Here is a 16,388-nt window from a genome sequence, read left to right as displayed (position 1 = left end):
ACTGCATGACATGACGGCAATGATCGAAACACGTGAGGGCTACGCGCCCCAGTCGCCCGAGACGCTCTCTGCCTATCTTTCAGGCATCGAACGCGTGCGCAATATTCTCGGTGGCGACCCTTCCCGCTGGCGCATCGCCGAAGTCGGGGACGGCAACCTCAATCTCGTCTTCATCGTGAGAGGCGATGCGGGCGGGGTCGCCGTCAAGCAGGCGCTCCCCTATGTGCGCCTCGTCGGCGAGAGCTGGCCTCTGCCGCTCTCGCGCGCGCACTACGAGCACATGGCGCTCTCCGAGCAGGCTCGGCTCACCGGACGGCTGGTGCCCGAGATCTTCCACTACGACGAGACCCTCGCGCTGATCGTGATGGAGCTGCTCGAGCCGCACGTCATCATGCGGCGCGGCATGATCGCGGCGACGCTCTATCCCCGATTCGCCGAGGACATCTCCACCTTCATGTCGAGGACTCTCTACTTCACCTCGGACCTCGCACTCCCGGCCGGGAGGAAAAAGGCGATGATCGCCGCCTTCGCCGGCAACACCGCGCTGTGCAAGATCACCGAGGATCTGATCTTCACCGATCCCTACCGCGTGGCGGATCTCAACCGCTGGACCTCGCCCCAGCTCGACCCTTACGCGGCGCGCTGGCGCGAGGACGGCGATCTCAAGGTTGCCGTCTCGCGGCTGAAGCTCAAGTTCCTCTCCTCGGCGGAAGCCATGCTGCACGGCGATCTCCACACCGGCTCCATCATGCTGACGCCGGAGGACACCCGCGTCATCGACCCGGAATTCGCCTTCATGGGCCCGATGGGCTTCGACACCGGCGCAATCGTCGCCAATTTCCTGCTCAATTACTTCTCGCAGGACGGCCACGCCACGAGCCCCGGCGAGCGCGACGCCTATGGCGAGTGGGTCCTCGCTACGCTGGAGGCGATCTGGACCTCATTCCGCGAGAAGTTCCTGGCCCTGTGGCGGGAGAACCCGGCGGGCGATGCCTATCCCGCATCCCTCTTTCAGGGGGCGGAAGGAGAAGGCCGCCTCGAAACGGAGCGACAGTCCTACATGGATCGTCTCTGGGCTGATACGGTGGGATTCGCCGCCGCGAAGATGATCCGCCGCATCCTTGGATTGGCCCACAACATCGATCTCGAATGGATCGGGGACAAGGACCGCCGCGCAGTCTGCGAGGCGCGGGCTCTCATCCTCGCCCGCGACATGATGGTGAAGCCCGGCGACTATCCCTCGGTCTCCGCCCTCGCAGAGCGCGCCCGTCGCGTGCGCCGCGACGTGATCCGCTACTGAGCCTCGGCCAGCCGCTCGGGGAAAGCCTCGCCGATCGCGTCGCGGTTCGCGGCGATCACGCCCCGTTCGGTGATGAGCCCCGTCACGTAGCGTGCAGGCGTCACGTCGAAAGCGTAGTTGGCGACTTTCGAACCTCTTGGCGTGATTTCCACTGTCTCGATCCGTCCGTCTGCCGTGCGCCCGGTCATGTGGGAGACTTCATGCCCGCCCCGCTGCTCGATCGGGATCTCCCTGATGCCGTCCACCACCCGGAAGTCGATGGTGGGGGAGGGGAGCGCCACATAGAATGGCACGCCATTGTCATGCGCGGCCAACGCCTTGAGATAGGTTCCGATCTTGTTGCACACGTCACCCTGGGCGGTGGTGCGGTCCGTGCCGACGATGGCGATGTCGACCAGGCCATGCTGCATCAGATGGCCGCCGGTATTGTCGGGAATCACGGTGTGCGGAACGCCGTGGTGGAGGAGCTCCCACGCGGTGAGCGAAGCGCCCTGGTTCCGCGGCCGCGTCTCATCCACCCAGACGTGAACCCCAACACCCGAGTCATGCGCCGTATAGATGGGGGCGGTGGCCGTTCCCCAGTCCACCGTCGCGAGCCAGCCCGCGTTGCAGTGGGTGAGGATGTTGACCCGCTCGCCAGGCGGCTTGCGCGCCGCGATGCTCCTGATGATCTCGAACCCGTTGCGGCCTATCGCCTGGTTGATGGCGACGTCCTCCTCGGCGATCTCCGCGGCGCGCCGATAGGCCGCCGCCGCCCGCTCCCCCTCGGAAAGCGGCTTCAGCACGCGCATCATCTCGTCGAGAGCCCACCGGAGGTTGATGGCCGTGGGCCGTGTCTTCACCAGCAGCTCGTAAGCCCCCGCCAAAGCTGCGTCGGAAGCGTCCTGCTTCATGGCCAGCGCCACGCCGTAAGCGGCGGTCACCCCGATCAGCGGCGCGCCGCGCACCAGCATGTCGCGAATGGCGGCAGCCGCTTCCTCCGGCGTTCCCAGCCGAGCCGTTTCGAACACATGCGGGAATTTCGTCTGGTCGATGATGTCGACCGACCAGCCGTCGTCAGCGAGCCAGATGGTGCGGTAATGCCGTCCGTTCACGTTCATGGAGATCCTCCTCGGTGCGGAATGTGGAGGATGCTGAGCGCACAATCAATCGCCGGATGACTTCGGGTCGACCCACCGTCCGGGACCGCGGCGCTTGCCGCCCTGGGGCACGTCCTCGAACTTCCCGTCCGTCACGTTGCCGCCGCGGTTGTCGGGAGGGCTGGCTTTTTCCTTGTGGTCATTGGCGCGGCTGGCGGTCTCCTCGATGTCGCTTGGCTTCGGCATTGGGGTTCTCCATATGAAGGATCGGGAAATGCCGTGTGGAACAGTGCGGTTCCGGTGCCCGCCAGAGTGTAACTTACGCGTGAGTGCGATCATGCCTTCGTCCCATATGCAAATCAGGAGCGACCCGCTAAGAGGGTTTCTCCCTGGCCGCCCAACGGGGGACGTGGAAGGAAATTGTTGGGGCGCTTGCTCGAAGCGTCTTGACTTCGCGGGCGACTCTGGCGACTTGAGCGCCGGCGGAATGCGGCAGAGGCCGGAAGGTCTCTCCCGTTCCGCCGGAAGTCCACAAGTGGACAGTGATCTGCGTTAAGCGCCCGTTCAGGCGGCGCTGGAGATACTCAGTACAGTGAAGAATGCGGCGGCGCCGCACTTGCGCCGCCCGAGACTAGAAATGACTGCGACCGGCCGGTCCAAGCAACGCGCCGGCGCCCGGATTCAAGAACATGGCCATCACGTTCAGTGAGAACATCTTTCCGCTCTTTCATCCCACCCTCACCGAGGATCTGAAGGACCCGTGCCCCGTCTTCGACGGCGAGCTGTGGCATGTCTTCGGTTCGAGCGGCACGGTGCGCAGCGAAACCTGGAACATCCTTCACGCCACCGCACCCGACCTCTATGGTCCGTGGACGGAGCATCAACCGATCCGCCTGCCGGTGAAGGGTTCGGGAATCGCCGCTCCGGGCGTCATCTTCGATGCGGGCGTCTTCCACATGTTCGTGCAGACCGAGTTCATGAAGTCCGGGGGGCGCTGCGAACACGCAGTCTCGAATGACGGCTTCAACTGGGTTGTGCTCCAGCCCGCACTGCTCTCGCTCCCCGGCACTGGAGAGGACGGCATCTACGACCCCCATCCCGCGCTCATCGGTGGCCGCCGCTACATCGTCTATTCCGGCATGCCGCCCTTCTCGCGCGTGCCCCAGCCCGACATATACCTTGCGCGCAGCATGTCCGACTCCTGGTTCGGCCCGTGGAAACGACTGGGAAAGATCCTCGACCATAACGATCTTCCCCATCACAACCCGCGTGAGCATCCCGATTACGAGTGGGGTCTCGAAGGCGCCCAGCTCGTGGAGCTTCCCGATGGCCGCATCCTCCTCAACGCCACGTGCTTTCTCCCCGAAGGCGCAAGGGGCAGCCGCCAGCGCGTTTTCTTCGCAATCGCCGACGATGTCGAGGGTCCATACGAATCACTTGGTCCCGTGCTGGACCCCGGCGAGCCCGGTGAGAACGGCCATTCGACAGTGATGGTGGACGGCACCGAGCTCACCCTTTTCTACCAGAGCCGCCGTGTGGCCACCGATCACCGCTGGCGCTTCGGCATTGCCAAGTTCAATCTCGCGCAGCCGAAGCTCTCGCGCAGCGCCTGATTCTCCTGAGCCCCGTCCGGCGGCGGCGTGAGAACACATGCCGCGGCCGCTTCCCTCTGTCCTCTTCCATACTTAACTCAGGCCTGACTTGACGGGGAACCAAACCCGCGGCCGCACGTTCTGTCCCAGCGGACCCCCAAAGCTTCCACACTAGTCCTGCTCCAGGCCACAGACCGAAACCGGTGAGGCCATCGGCAGATTTCGCATGGCAGGTGCGGCTCCGCCCAAGGGCGGATGACCGATGGCCGCCGGAGGAAGATGGGCTGCATGCGGCTCTCCGGGGTGGCAGGCAGGACGAAATACCTAGGCTGGTTGAAAAAGGAACAGGACAAACATGGCGCTTCAGACACCGACGGCACTTACGAAGACGACCGGCACGCTCCCGGAATCTTCGCTCCTCCTCTGCCTTTCCCACCTCAGGTGGAACTTCGTCTTCCAGCGCCCCCAGCATCTCCTCACCCGCGCCTCCCGCAATCGGAAGGTCCTCTACTTCGAGGAGCCGGTCTTCGAGGCTGTTTCCAAGCCCTTCATGCGCGCCACCGAGCCTTCGGCAAACATCCGTGTGTTGACCCCGGTGTTGCCCGATGGAACTCCGGCCGCTTCTGCCATCGACATGCAGCGCATGCTCGTCGACCGTGCGCTCGCCTCCGTCCAGTATGACCACCTGGTGCTCTGGTACTATACGCCGATGGCGCTGCCCTTCACCGACCATGTCGATTGCGACGTCTGTGTGTATGACTGCATGGACGAACTTTCCGCCTTCCGCAACGCTCCGCGTGAGCTCGTGCAGATGGAGCGCCTGCTCATGCAGCGTGCCGATGTCGTTTTCACCGGCGGGCAGAGCATCTATGAGGCCAAGCGCCGTCTCCACAAGTCCATCCATCCATTCCCCAGCAGCATCGACGTCGCCCATTTCCACAAGGCGCGGAAGCCCCTTAAGGATCCGGCGGACCAGGCGGCGATCCCGCACCCGCGGGTGGGCTTCGCCGGCGTCATCGACGAACGCCTCGATGTGAAGCTTCTCGAGCAGGCGGCGGCGAAGATGCCGGACGTCCACTTCATCATGCTGGGCCCGGTGGTCAAGATCGATCCTGCCGATCTGCCGCGGCTGCCGAACATCCACTGGCTCGGCGGCAAGTCCTATGCCGATCTTCCGGCATACATGGCGAACTGGGACATGGGCTGGATGCCCTTCGCGCTGAACGAGGCGACGCGCTACATCAGTCCCACCAAGACTCCCGAATTTCTGGCGGCGGGCCTTCCCGTCGTCTCGACGGCCATCGTCGACGTGGTGCGCAGCTATGGTGCGCACGGCCTTGTGCAGATCGCCGACGAGGACGATGTCGAAGAAAAGATACGCGAGGCGCTTGGCAACCCCAAGGATCTCCTGAGGAATTCCGTCGACGCCTACCTCGCGACCATGTCCTGGGACCAGACATGGAACGCCATGGCGGGCCACATCGCCCGGGTGTCCAGGCCGCGTGCCGGCGCCGTGTTCCGCGTGGGAGCCTGAGCCACATGTTCGATTGGCTGATTGTCGGTGCGGGCTTTGCCGGAAGCGTGCTGGCGGAGCGGATCGCCTCGCAGCGGGGCGAGTCCGTCCTCCTGATCGACCGGCGCAACCATGTGGGCGGCAACGCCTATGACTGCCATGACGATGCGGGAGTCCTGGTTCACCGCTACGGACCCCACATCTTCCACACGAATGGCCAGCAGATCGTCGACTACCTTTCGCAGTTCACCGACTGGCGGCCTTACGAGCACCGCGTGCTGGCCCGCGTCGACGGGAAGCTGCTGCCGATCCCCATCAATCTCGACACCATCAACCGGCTGTACGGCCTTGATCTCTCCTCGGACGAGCTCGAGCGTTTCTTCGCCGAGCGCCGCGAGAAGGTCGATGAGATCAGGACGTCGGAGGACGTTGTGGTGAGCACGGTGGGGCGCGAGCTCTACGAGAAGTTCTTTCGGGGCTATACCCGGAAGCAGTGGGGCATGGATCCGTCAGAGCTCAACAAGTCGGTGACCTCCCGCATCCCCACCCGCACCAACAGGGACGACCGCTACTTTACCGACAGCTTCCAGGCCATGCCGCTCCATGGCTACACCCGCATGTTCGAGCGGATGCTGAAGCACCCCAAGATCAAGATCATGCTGCAGACGGATTACCGCGAGATTCGCGACCAGATCCGCTACAACCGCCTGATCTTCACTGGACCCGTCGACGAGTTCTTCGACTGGCAATACGGCAAGCTTCCGTATCGATCGCTCCGTTTCGAGCACCGCACGCTCGACCAGGAGCAGTTCCAGCCGGTCGCCGTCGTCAACTATCCGCAGACGGAAGACTTCACCCGCATCACCGAATACAAGCACCTCACCGGGCAGAAGGCGCCGAAGACGTCGATTTCCTACGAGTATCCCACCGACGTCGGCGACCCCTACTATCCCGTCCCGCGCGCCGAGAACGAAGCGCTCTACAAGCGCTACGAGGCGCTTGCCGCGGCACGGAGCGACGTGTGGTTCGTCGGCCGGCTGGCGACCTACCGTTACTACAACATGGACCAGGTGGTGGGTCAGGCGCTGGCGACCTTCCGCCGCATCCAGGACACGCTGCCCTCTGCGGCGGCCGGGGAGAGAGCCAAGGTGGCTGCGGAGTAAGCTCCGCAGCCTTTTTCTTTCCCGCTCCTCCGATTCCTCCCTTGTCGCAGGAACCCGCAGAGCCTGCCGCCGATTGGATGGAACGCAGCCCCCATCATCGTCTGGAGTGAGGAGAGCCCACATGTACCATCACGTCAAGAAGCTCATGTACACGGTCCGAGTCGATGCCCCCGACCCGCGCTTCGGCAACATGCTGCTCGAACAGTTCGGCGGCGCCAACGGCGAGCTTGCCGCCGCCATGCAGTACTCGGTGCAGGGCCTCAACTGCGACGATGCCGCACGGAAGGATCTGCTGATGGACATCGGCACCGAGGAGCTGAGCCATCTCGAGGTGGTGGGAACGCTCGCCCGCCTGCACCTCGCCCACATGAAGAACAACCGCGAGGCCGCCGAGGCCGATCCGCTCATCGCCATTGCCGGCGGCGGCGGCGTCAATCTCTACAACTCCATGGGCAGCCCATGGACGGCCGACTATCTCAAGATCACCGGCGAGCTCGACGTCGACCTGCGCAGCAACATCGCCGCCGAGGCCCGCGCAAAGATCGTCTATGAGCGCCTCATCGACTTCTGCGACGACGCCGGCACCAAGGATGCGCTGCAGTTCCTGATGACGCGCGAGATCACACACATGAAAGCCTTTGCCGCGGCGCTCGAGAGCATGGAGAAGCCGCCCTTCTCGATCGGCCGCATCGCGCCGAGCGCCGGCGTCGTCAACCAGTTCTACAACGACTCGACGGGCACCGGCGACATGGGCGAGATCGACACGCGCGGGCCCTGGAACGAAGGCGGCGAGTGGGAATTCGTCCAGTCTCCCGCGGCCCCTTTCGCGAACGGGGCCGGCGGCAACGGCCATGGCCGCGAACAGCAAGCCTCGGCCGAGCCGGTGCTGGAAAGCTCGATTCCCGCCGAGCCGGACCAGATCCACGAATCCCTCGTCGAGCATCTGCGCGACCTGCTCCACGCCGAGAAGCAGCTCATCAAGGCCCTTCCGAAGATGTCGAAGGCGGCACACGCCGAGCAGCTCCGGGACGCCTTCGACCTTCATCTCGCCGAGACCGAGGTCCAGGCCCAGCGCCTCACCGAAATTCTCGAACTCCTGGGCGAGAGCGCGGCAAGGCCGAAGCCGTGCAGGGGCATGATGGGCCTGATCGAGGAGGGCGAGGAGGTGATCGCCGAGAACAAGAAGCGTGAGCCCTATGCGGCGGACCTCAACCTCATCGCCGCCGCCCACAAGGTCGAGCATTACGAGATCGCGGGCTACACCACGGCGCGCAATCTGGCGAACCAGCTCCGCCTGCCGGAGGTGAGCCGCCTTCTGCAGATGTCGCTCGCCGAAGAGCAGAACACCGACCTGCTGCTCGACCAGATCCAGAGGCCGCTCACCTCTGTCCTCGGCCGCCCCGCAGCCATCATGTAGCGGCTGGATTGGGGCAGGGCGGCTCAGCCGTCCTGCCTCGCCCCGCCGCGCGCCACTATTTTGAGAGAGCCGTCGGGCAGCGGCCTCTGCAGCTTGAGGGCGGCCGGTGTGGGTGCCGTCAGCCAGGTTTCGAACTCCGCGGGCTCGGTGAGGATCACCGGCATTGCCTTGGGGTGGATGGCGCCCACCTCCTCGTTCGCGGCGGTGGTCAGGAAGGCGAAGAGGTCATTGGTGGTCTCGCCCTCCTTGAGCTTCCGCACCGATGTCCACCGCGTCCAGATCCCGGCGAAGAAGGCGAGCGGCCGGTCTTCCCCAAGCGCAAACCACACGGTCTCCTTGGTGCCGTCTGGAAGCGTCGCGGGCTCCGCGAAGCTGGTGAAGGGCACGAGGCAGCGCGAGCCGGGGCCGAGCCAGCGTCGCCAGTGGGGTGAACCCAGGTTGCGCACGTTGGTGACCCCGGGGTCGGTCTTGCGGCCCTCGAGCGCGAAGGGGGGTGACGGCATGCCCCAGCGCGCATAGGCGAGTTCGCGCCCCTCGGCCCCGTTCCGCACGATGGGCGCCTGGTAGTCCGGGAAGATGCCGGGAAGCGGCGGCATGTTGCCGGTGCGGTCCGTCATGGCGCGGGTCATGGCGAGGATCGCCGCCTGTCCCTTGGTGAGGCTGTAGAGATTGCACATCCGCGTCGAGCCTCGCTCCTTTACCGGGTGTCTGCCCGGGCTGCTGCCCGCCATCGGCGACACATTGCATTTTGCCCCGTGGAATCTCATAGTTGAACCGGATTCTGCCCGGAGAAGATCGGAATGCGCGGGGAGCGCGTGAAACGGCGGCTCGCTGCAATCATGGCGGCGGAGGTGGTTGGCTTCGGCCGCCTCATGGAGGCCAACGAGGAAGCAACGCTCGAGGCTGTCCGTCGCGGGCGGCAGGAGGTCGTTGCGCCGGCCGTCGTCCGGCATGATGGTCGCGTTTTCAAGACCATGGGCGGGGGCTTCCTTGCCGAGTTCCACAGCGCGCTCGAGGCGGCAGAATGCGCGATCGAGATCCAGCGCGCCATGGCACTGCGCAACGACGGCCCGCCGGACCGCCATGTGCTCTTTCGCATTGGGATCAATCTCGGCGACGTCATGGTCCAGGGCGACGACTTCTACGGCGACGACGTGAACCTGGCCTCCCGCATGGTGGCCCTTGCCGCGCCGGGCGGCATCGTCTGCTCGGCGGGCATCCGCTTTCAGATCGGCAGCAAGCTCGACATTGCCTTCACCGACATGGGGGAGAAGGCGCTGCGCAACATCGTCCGCCCGCTCCACGTCTTCGAGATCGCATGGCAGAGCGAACCGGCGCCGTCCGCCACCCGTGCGGCCGCCGGCAGCCGGGCTGTGGCGCACCGCGGCAGTGAACGGGCCTCGCTGGCGGTCCTGCCCTTCACCAACATGAGCGGCGATCCGCAGCAGGAATACTTCTCCGACGGCATCACCGAGGACCTGATCACCGATCTCTCCAACGTCTCTGAACTCTTCGTCCTGAGCCGCAACGCCGTCTTCAAGCACAAGGGCAAGCCCGCCAACATGGAGGAGATCGCCGGCGATCTCGGCGTTGCCTATCTGCTACACGGCAGCGTGCGCAAGGCGGGATCAAAGGTCAGGATCAGCGCACAGCTCACCGAGGGGGCCAGCGGCGGCCAGGTCTGGGCCGACCGCTACGACCGCGACCTCACCGACATCTTCGCTCTCCAGGACGAGATCACCAAGTCGATCGTCGAACAGCTCAAGGTCCGCCTCCTGCCGCGCGAGCGCAAGGCCATCGAGCAGCCGCCCACCACCAATGTCGAGGCCTACACCTATTTCCTGCGCGGCCGCGACTATTTCCACCGCGGCGCCAGGACCTATTACCTGATGGCCAAGCGCATGTTCGCCAAGGCAATCGAGCTCGATCCCCGCTATGCCCGCGCCTATGCAGGCCTCGCCGACTGCGACGCCTTCCTCTACATGGATTACAGCGAGGAGCTCTCGGAAGACGTCCTGGCGAACAGCGGAAAGGCGCTGGCGCTCGAACCTGGCCTTGTCGAGGCGCGCGCCTCGCGCGGCCTGGCGCTTTCGATCGCGCATCGCCACGCCGAGGCTGAGGCGGAATTCGCCGAGGCGCTCGCCAAGGGTGGAGTCCTCTTCGAGGTCAACTACTTCTATGGCCGCTACTGCTATGCCCAGGGAAAGCTCGAGGAGACTGCCCTGCACTGGGAGCGCGCCGCCGAGATCAAGCCCGAGGACTACCAGGCGCTGATTCTCCTCAACCAGGTCTATACTTCGCTCGGCCGCAGCGCCGATGCCGAGCGCGCAGCGCTCAAGGGGGTCGAACGCGCCGAGCGCGCCTTCGCGCGCATGCCGGAGAATCCGCGTCCCGCCTATTTCATCGCCACTGCGCTGGCCAAGCTCGGACAGCTCGAACGCGCTGCGGAATGGGCGAGTACGGCGCTCGCCATCGCGCCGGAGGACTATCTGACGCTGTACAACATCGCCTGCTACTACAGCGTCAGCGGCCAGAAAGACGATGCCTTCGCCCTTCTCGAGCGGCTTCTGCCGCTCAGCAATGCCGAGATGAAGGACTGGATCCTCAGCGATTCCGATTTCGACGGCCTTCACGCCGACCCGCGCTGGAAGGACGTGCGGCGTTCCGCGGCGGGCGGAGAATCTCAGGCGAGCTCGGGCTCCCAGCTCACCTGATCAACCGGCGCCGTGAGCGACCAGCTCAGACCCTCGGGAAGAAAGTCGTTGGTGACGGAGCCGCCGAAGGTCATCTCCGTCATGGTCTTGAGCAGGATCGAACCGAAACCCTGGCGCACCGGGCGCCGCGGGGCAGGGCCGCCGCCTTCGCGCCAGATGAGGTGGAAGCGCTCGCCCTCTGCCGAGGGCACGATCTTCCATGCGATCTCCACCTTGCCACCCTCGGAAGAAAGCGCGCCATACTTCGATGCGTTGGTGGCAAGCTCGTGCAGCGCCATGCCCAGCGCCTGGGCCGCCGACGGCTTTACCCAGATGTCCGGCCCCGTCGTCAATATACGCCTTCCGATGAGGTCGCTCAGATGCGCCAGCTGCGAGCGCACCAGTGCCGGGAACGACACCCCCTGCCAGCTGTTGTGGACGAGAAGGTCATGGCTCGCCGCCAGCCCTTGCAGCCGTTCGGTGAAGCGGCTGGCGAATGTCTCGAGATCGCCCCGTCCCGCCGTCTGCTTGGCAACCACCTGCACCACTGCCAGCAGATTCTTGGAGCGATGGTTCACTTCGCGCATCAGCATGCGGATACGCTCCTCCGCCCGCTTGCGCTCGGTAATGTCGATGAGATTGCCCATGATGCGGGCGACGCGGCCGTTGGCGGGGTCGATGGGGCCGAAAGCCTCGCCGCGGTCGAGCACCCAGATCGTCTCCCCGTCCGGCCGCTGCAGGCGGAACTCGAGCTCATAGGGCCCGACGCGCGTCATCACCTCCGCCATCTCGCCAGCGATCCGCGCCCGGTCGGCGGGGTGGGTGGAAAGCTGGGCCTGGGCCATGGTCAGCGTCGTCAATGCCCGGCCGGCGAGGCGCTGCAGTCCGGAAGACCAGGTGACGGTGCCGGAGGCAATGTCATATTCATGTGCTCCGAGGCCTGCCGCCTCGCTGGCGAGGCGCAGCCGCTCCTCGCTTTCGCGCAGCCGCGCCTCGCTGGCTCGGAGTGCGAGCTCGGCACGCTTCGCCGTCGTGATGTCCTCGACCAGTGCGTATACCCCGATCACGTCCCTCGCTTCGTTCAGGCGGGGCACGTAGTCGACGCGGATGTGCCGCGCGCCTTCGGGGTAGGGCATGTCGAGCTCGGTGGTGATCCGTTCGCCTTTCAATGCGCGCTCGAAGAAGGGCAGTGCCCGCGCGAAGGCCTTCTCGCCCACGATCTCGCGCACTTGCTTGCCTTGGATATCCTCCCGGCGCCGCCCGAACCACTCTTCGTAAAGCTTGTTGACGAACTGGTAGCGGAGATCCCTGTTCATGTAGGAGACGAGGGCCGGAATGGCGTCTGCCACCTCCTGGAGCTCACGCTCGCGCTCGCGGAGCACGGCCTCCGCCTTGGTGCGCCGCTCCATCTCGCGGCGCTCCTCGGTGACGTCGAAGCCCTCGACGAATATTCCCGTCACTGCGCCCTGCTCGTTGCGGATCGGCTGGTAGATGAAATTGAGGAGCCGTTCCTGCAGCTCATCACCCGGCCGCGCCAGCCGCACCGGAACACCCTTGCCGTGATAGGCCTCGCCCGTCTCGTACACGCGGTCCATCAGCTCGAAGAAGCCCTGGCCCTCGAGTTCGGGATGGGCCTGGCGCGCCGTTCGGCCGACCACGTCCTCGCGGCCGATCAGCTTGCGATGGGCGGCATTGGCGAGCACGTACCGGTGTTCGGGGCCCTCGAACATGGCGACGATGCCCGGCGCCTGCTCCACCATCTCGCGCAGCCGCCTGTGCTCGCTGGCGAGCTTGCGTTCCGCCAGCACACGGTCTGTGGTCTCCACCACGAGCGCCAGCACACCGGCGGGCCTGCCGCTCTCGTCATAGACGGGCGAATAGTCGAGGTTCATCCACACCTGCTCGGGCCGCTCCGAACGGTAGAGGGTGAGCTCCTGGTCGCGGAACACCAGGGTCTGACCGGCGAGTCCGGTCTTCATCACGTGGTCGTTGAAGTCTGCGACCTCCGGCCAGCCCTCCCGCACCTTTGAACCGAGAAGCTTGGGGTGCCGACCCCCGGCAAAGACGGAGTAGGCGTCGTTGTAGAGCATCACGCCTTCCTCGCCCCAGAGCAGCACCATGGGAACGGTTGAATGGAGCAGGATGGAGAGCGTGGTGCGCAGGCTTTGCGGCCAGCGTTGCAGTGATCCAAGGGGTGTGCCGGACCAGTCTCGCGAACGGATCAGGGCTGCGGTTTCGCCTCCGTTCTGGAGGAAACTCTGGTAGGGCATGAAGACCGTTCGAGCAGGAGTGAGCCGCGGGCACTCTCCCGCTTGACCTGCAACGCGTGGCGTGAGCGCCGGTTCCTTGCCGCAGGAGATATCTTACGGCTGCGTCCGAAGCAGCGCCTCCAGCTCGGCCGGAAGTTGCAGCCCGGGCGCCAGGGCACGCACTCGCTCCGCTGTCTTTCGCGCCTCTCCTGCCCGCCCCTCGGCGTCGAGCGCCATGGCCTCGAGCACGAGCGGCATAGGGTCTTCCGGGCGGAGCTTTCCGGCGCGCCTGGCGGCGTCGAGCGCCAGCCCTGTATTGCCGGCGGAGAGGCCGGCGAGCCCCAGGCCGAACCATGCCTCGGCGCGGCCCTGATCGATGCCGAGCGCACGCCGGTACCAGTCGATCGCCCGGGCGGTGGCGCCGCGCCGGGCCTCGAATTCAGCGCGCGCGATGGCGAGGTCGGCACTGCGCGGCAATGCCGTTGTGCCCGCGGCCAGTGCGGCCTCCGCCTTCTGCGGCTCACCACGTGCCTCCCCGATCCGCGCCAGCATCAGCCAGGCCTCGGCCATCTGCGGGTCGATCTCGGCTGCCGTGCCGAAGGCCTTCTCCGCCTCGTCCCACTGGCGGCGGGTCAGCGCGAAGCCGCCGATCGCCATGTGGCTCTCGGGCGTGTCGGCGTTGGCCAACTTGGCGTTCAGGAATTCGCGCATGGCGGCGCGATAGGCCTCGTCATCGGGCGCCGGAAGCACCGCGACACCCGCTCCGGCGAGTTCGGTGGCCGCCGTCTGCCGCACGCTGCGCCGCGCATCGGAGAGCAGCGGCCGGAGCAGCGCGATTCTCTCCTCTGGCGGAAGATGCCGGATCGCCGCCGCCGTGGCGGCGCGGAGCAGTGCGTCGTCGTCCTGGAGCAGCGCCTCGGCCTGTTCCCTGCCGAGCGCCGGATGGCCGGCGAGGATCGAAACCGCCGTGGCCCGCGCGATGCCCGGCTTCTCCGTGTCGCGGATGAAGCCGACGAGGTCCTGCACGGCCTTCTCCGGCCCCTCGCCGCGCTGGAAGGCGATGATGGCGCTGCGGTCCTGCCAGGAGCGGTCGCCGGCGGGAAACCATTCGGCGATCCGCTCCGCCGCCCAGGCGGGGGTCTTGCCTTCGTGGCAGGTGGTGCAGGCGTCGGGCGCACCCGCGGCCTCCGCCTGGATTGGATCGGGCATGCGGAAGAAATGGTCCCGCCGCGGGTCGATCAGCATGTAGCTGCGCTCAGGCATGTGGCAGCTCACGCATTGCGCCGCCTCGCTCCCCGGCCTGTGGCGGTGATGTGCCGGCTGGTCGTAATCGGCCTTGCGCAGGCTCGGAAACTCCGGCCGCCCGGCCTCGCCATGGCATTGCGTGCACACGGCGTTTCCCTCGGCCACGAGCTTTCCCGAATGCGGGGCGTGGCAGTCGGAGCAGGTCACACCCCTGGCCTTCATCTTCGACTGCAGGAAGGAGCCGAGGATGAATACTTCGGCATTCTGCTGCCCGTCGCCGAAATAGAGATCGGGTGTCAGCAGCGAGAGCGCGTAATGGTCATGGAAGGCCGAACCCGCCGGCGGGGCCGCCTGCGCAAAGGCCTCGCGCCGCGCGTGGCAGGGCCCGCAGGCATTGATCTCGTTTTCCTGCTGTCCGCGCCCGAGCTTCGGCAGGAAACTCTGGTGCGGATTGCCCGAATCGGGCCGCCGGGCCGCATCCACATGCGCGCTACCCGGCCCATGGCATGATTCGCAACCTGCCGTCAGTTCCGCCCAATGGCTCTGATAGGCGCGCTTGGCCAGGTCATAGCCCTTGTCGAATCCGGTCTGGTGGCATTCGGCGCAGCGCGCCTGCCAGTTCTTGTAGGTGCCGGTCCAGTGCATGCCGTCGCCCGGGGGGGCATCCTGATCGGGGTAGAGGTGAAACCACTTGCCGCCTTTGACGTCCCAGGCGAGGTCGAGCACCTGAAGTCGCCCGTTGCTTGTTTCGACGAGATATTGCTGCAATGGGCGATGGCCCACCGTGTAGCGGATCTCGAAGGTCTCCAGTCTCCCCGTCACGCCCTCGGTTTCGACGAAATACCCGCCGCCGCGCGTGAAGAAACGCGAGGTGATGCCCTTGTGGGTGAAGGTTGCGCCCCCGAAATCGCCGAGCACGCTGTTAGCGCCTGGCGCCTTCAGCGCCCAGGCATGGTCGGACTCCGCCCACTCCGCCGCCTCCGCCGCGTGGCATTCGGCGCAGACCTTGGAGCCTGAAAAAGAGGCTTCGGCAGCGCCGCGCGCCGGACCCGCCGCCATGAGGGCGAAAAAGGCCGCGGCCACCAGACGCTCCAACCTGCGGCCCGCCATTGTTCTTCTCCCGTCCACTCCTCAGAAGCAAAAAGGCACCGGAGCGCACTGTCAAGGCGCTCCGGTGCCACGGGTGCTTTCAGCTCAATTATGCTGCGCGCTGGTGACGGCCTCCATGACGCGCTCCAGGTTGAAGCTGCCTGGCTTCTGGCGGGGCGGAAACTCCTTGAAGCTCTGCAGCCACGTCGCGACATAGGCGCCGGCCGGGGCGATGAGGAACATGCGCTCCATGAACCAGCGCTGGTAGCCCATCGCGTTCTCGTGCTCGGCACGCTCGAAGGGATCCATGCGCAGGTTCGTCAGGATGGGCGCGCGCAGCACCGTGAAGGGCTCCTGCCACACGCGCAGGCCTTCGCCCTTCTGCTCCAGGAAGGTGATCTTCCAGTTCCCGTAGCGGAGTGCCGCCACCTGGCCGTCGTCCGTCCAGTAGATGAACTCCTTGCGCGGCCACTGGCCCTGGCCCTTCAGCGCGGGCCCGAGATCGTAGCCGTCGAGATGGACCTTGTAATCCCTGGCGCCAATCTTCCTGCCCTTGAGGAGCTCGTCCTTCGCCGTGGGGTTCCCGGCGGCGGAGACGAGCGTCGTCATCATGTCCTCATGCGCGGCAATGTCGTTGATCACCGTGCCGGGCTTGATCACGCCGGGCCACTTGATGATGGCGGGCACGCGGTAGCCGCCCTCCCAATTGGTGTTTTTCTCGCCGCGGAACATGGTGGTGCCGCCGTCGGGCCAGGTGAAGGTTTCTGCGCCGTTGTCGGTCGAGTACATGACGATGGTGTTGTCCTCGATGCCGAGCTCCTTCACCTTGGCGAGGAGCTGGCCCACCTGTCCGTCATGCTCCACCATGCCGTCGGCATAGATGCCGAGCCCGGTCTTGCCGGCGGACTCGGGCTTCAGGTGCGTGAACACGTGCATGCGGGTGGAGTTCCACCACACGAAAAAGGGCTTGCCCGCCTTGTGGGCCTCGTCGATGAAGCGCAGCGCAGCCGCCGTCACCTCCTCGTCGATCGTCTCCATGCGCTTGCGG

12 protein-coding genes are annotated in these 16,388 nt (G+C 65.8%); 6 read left to right on the top strand and 6 right to left on the bottom strand.

The window, feature by feature from the left end; all coding sequences use genetic code 11:
• The first annotated feature begins 19 nt into the window (after nt 1–19).
• The gene (gene mtnK, locus ACK4HL_RS08335) at nt 20–1,300 is read left to right on the top strand and encodes an S-methyl-5-thioribose kinase (protein ID WP_409758530.1); all 1,281 of its coding nucleotides are present in this window, start codon (nt 20–22) and stop codon (nt 1,298–1,300) included.
• Here the strand turns inward: mtnK and mtnA are convergent.
• Complete coding sequence (gene mtnA, locus ACK4HL_RS08330; protein WP_409758527.1) at nt 1,294–2,400, bottom strand: S-methyl-5-thioribose-1-phosphate isomerase; 1,107 nt, start codon at nt 2,398–2,400, stop codon at nt 1,294–1,296. The two genes, mtnK and mtnA, sit on opposite strands and share 7 nt — an antisense overlap.
• Before the next feature lie 45 nt (nt 2,401–2,445).
• Entirely contained in the window at nt 2,446–2,625 is a 180-nt protein-coding gene (locus ACK4HL_RS08325; protein ID WP_409758524.1) for a hypothetical protein, read from the bottom strand.
• 443 nt (nt 2,626–3,068) lie between these two features.
• Here ACK4HL_RS08325 and ACK4HL_RS08320 point away from each other — a divergent pair, with 443 nt between their 5' ends.
• The 4 genes from ACK4HL_RS08320 (at nt 3,069) to ACK4HL_RS08305 (ending at nt 8,064) form a co-directional block, all read left to right on the top strand.
• The gene (locus tag ACK4HL_RS08320; protein WP_409758521.1) at nt 3,069–3,992 is read left to right on the top strand and encodes a hypothetical protein; all 924 of its coding nucleotides are present in this window, start codon (nt 3,069–3,071) and stop codon (nt 3,990–3,992) included.
• 334 nt (nt 3,993–4,326) lie between these two features.
• Nucleotides 4,327–5,505, top strand: a complete 1,179-nt coding sequence (locus tag ACK4HL_RS08315) for a glycosyltransferase family 1 protein (RefSeq protein WP_409758518.1) — start codon at nt 4,327–4,329, stop codon at nt 5,503–5,505.
• Between the two features lie 5 nt (nt 5,506–5,510).
• Complete coding sequence (glf, locus tag ACK4HL_RS08310; RefSeq protein WP_409758515.1) at nt 5,511–6,647, top strand: UDP-galactopyranose mutase; 1,137 nt, start codon at nt 5,511–5,513, stop codon at nt 6,645–6,647.
• A 121-nt stretch (nt 6,648–6,768) separates the two neighbouring features.
• Entirely contained in the window at nt 6,769–8,064 is a 1,296-nt protein-coding gene (locus ACK4HL_RS08305; protein WP_409758512.1) for a DUF892 family protein, read from the top strand.
• A gap of 23 nt (nt 8,065–8,087) precedes the next feature.
• Here the strand turns inward: ACK4HL_RS08305 and ACK4HL_RS08300 are convergent, their stop codons facing one another.
• Nucleotides 8,088–8,741: an SOS response-associated peptidase gene (locus ACK4HL_RS08300; RefSeq protein WP_409758881.1), complete on the bottom strand. Its 654-nt coding sequence runs from the start codon at nt 8,739–8,741 to the stop codon at nt 8,088–8,090.
• Nucleotides 8,742–8,864: 123 nt separating this feature from the next.
• Here ACK4HL_RS08300 and ACK4HL_RS08295 point away from each other — a divergent pair, with 123 nt between their 5' ends.
• Nucleotides 8,865–10,778, top strand: a complete 1,914-nt coding sequence (locus ACK4HL_RS08295) for an adenylate/guanylate cyclase domain-containing protein (protein WP_409758509.1) — start codon at nt 8,865–8,867, stop codon at nt 10,776–10,778.
• Here ACK4HL_RS08295 and ACK4HL_RS08290 read toward each other — a convergent pair.
• From ACK4HL_RS08290 to ACK4HL_RS08280, 3 genes are all read right to left on the bottom strand, one after another.
• Complete coding sequence (locus tag ACK4HL_RS08290; protein WP_409758506.1) at nt 10,748–13,027, bottom strand: PAS domain-containing protein; 2,280 nt, start codon at nt 13,025–13,027, stop codon at nt 10,748–10,750. The genes ACK4HL_RS08295 and ACK4HL_RS08290 overlap by 31 nt on opposite strands.
• Nucleotides 13,028–13,120: 93 nt before the next feature.
• A complete protein-coding gene (locus tag ACK4HL_RS08285; RefSeq protein WP_409758503.1) occupies nt 13,121–15,361 on the bottom strand; it encodes a cytochrome c3 family protein in 2,241 nt (746 codons plus the stop codon).
• Nucleotides 15,362–15,445: 84 nt separating this feature from the next.
• A partial coding sequence (locus tag ACK4HL_RS08280) for a sulfatase-like hydrolase/transferase (RefSeq protein ID WP_409758500.1) occupies nt 15,446–16,388 on the bottom strand: 943 nt, incomplete at its 5' end.

Source organism: Aestuariivirga sp. (assembly GCF_046294715.1).
In the GTDB taxonomy this organism is placed as follows: Bacteria; Pseudomonadota; Alphaproteobacteria; order Rhizobiales; family Aestuariivirgaceae; genus Aestuariivirga.
This window is presented reverse-complemented; position numbering and strand designations above follow the sequence as displayed.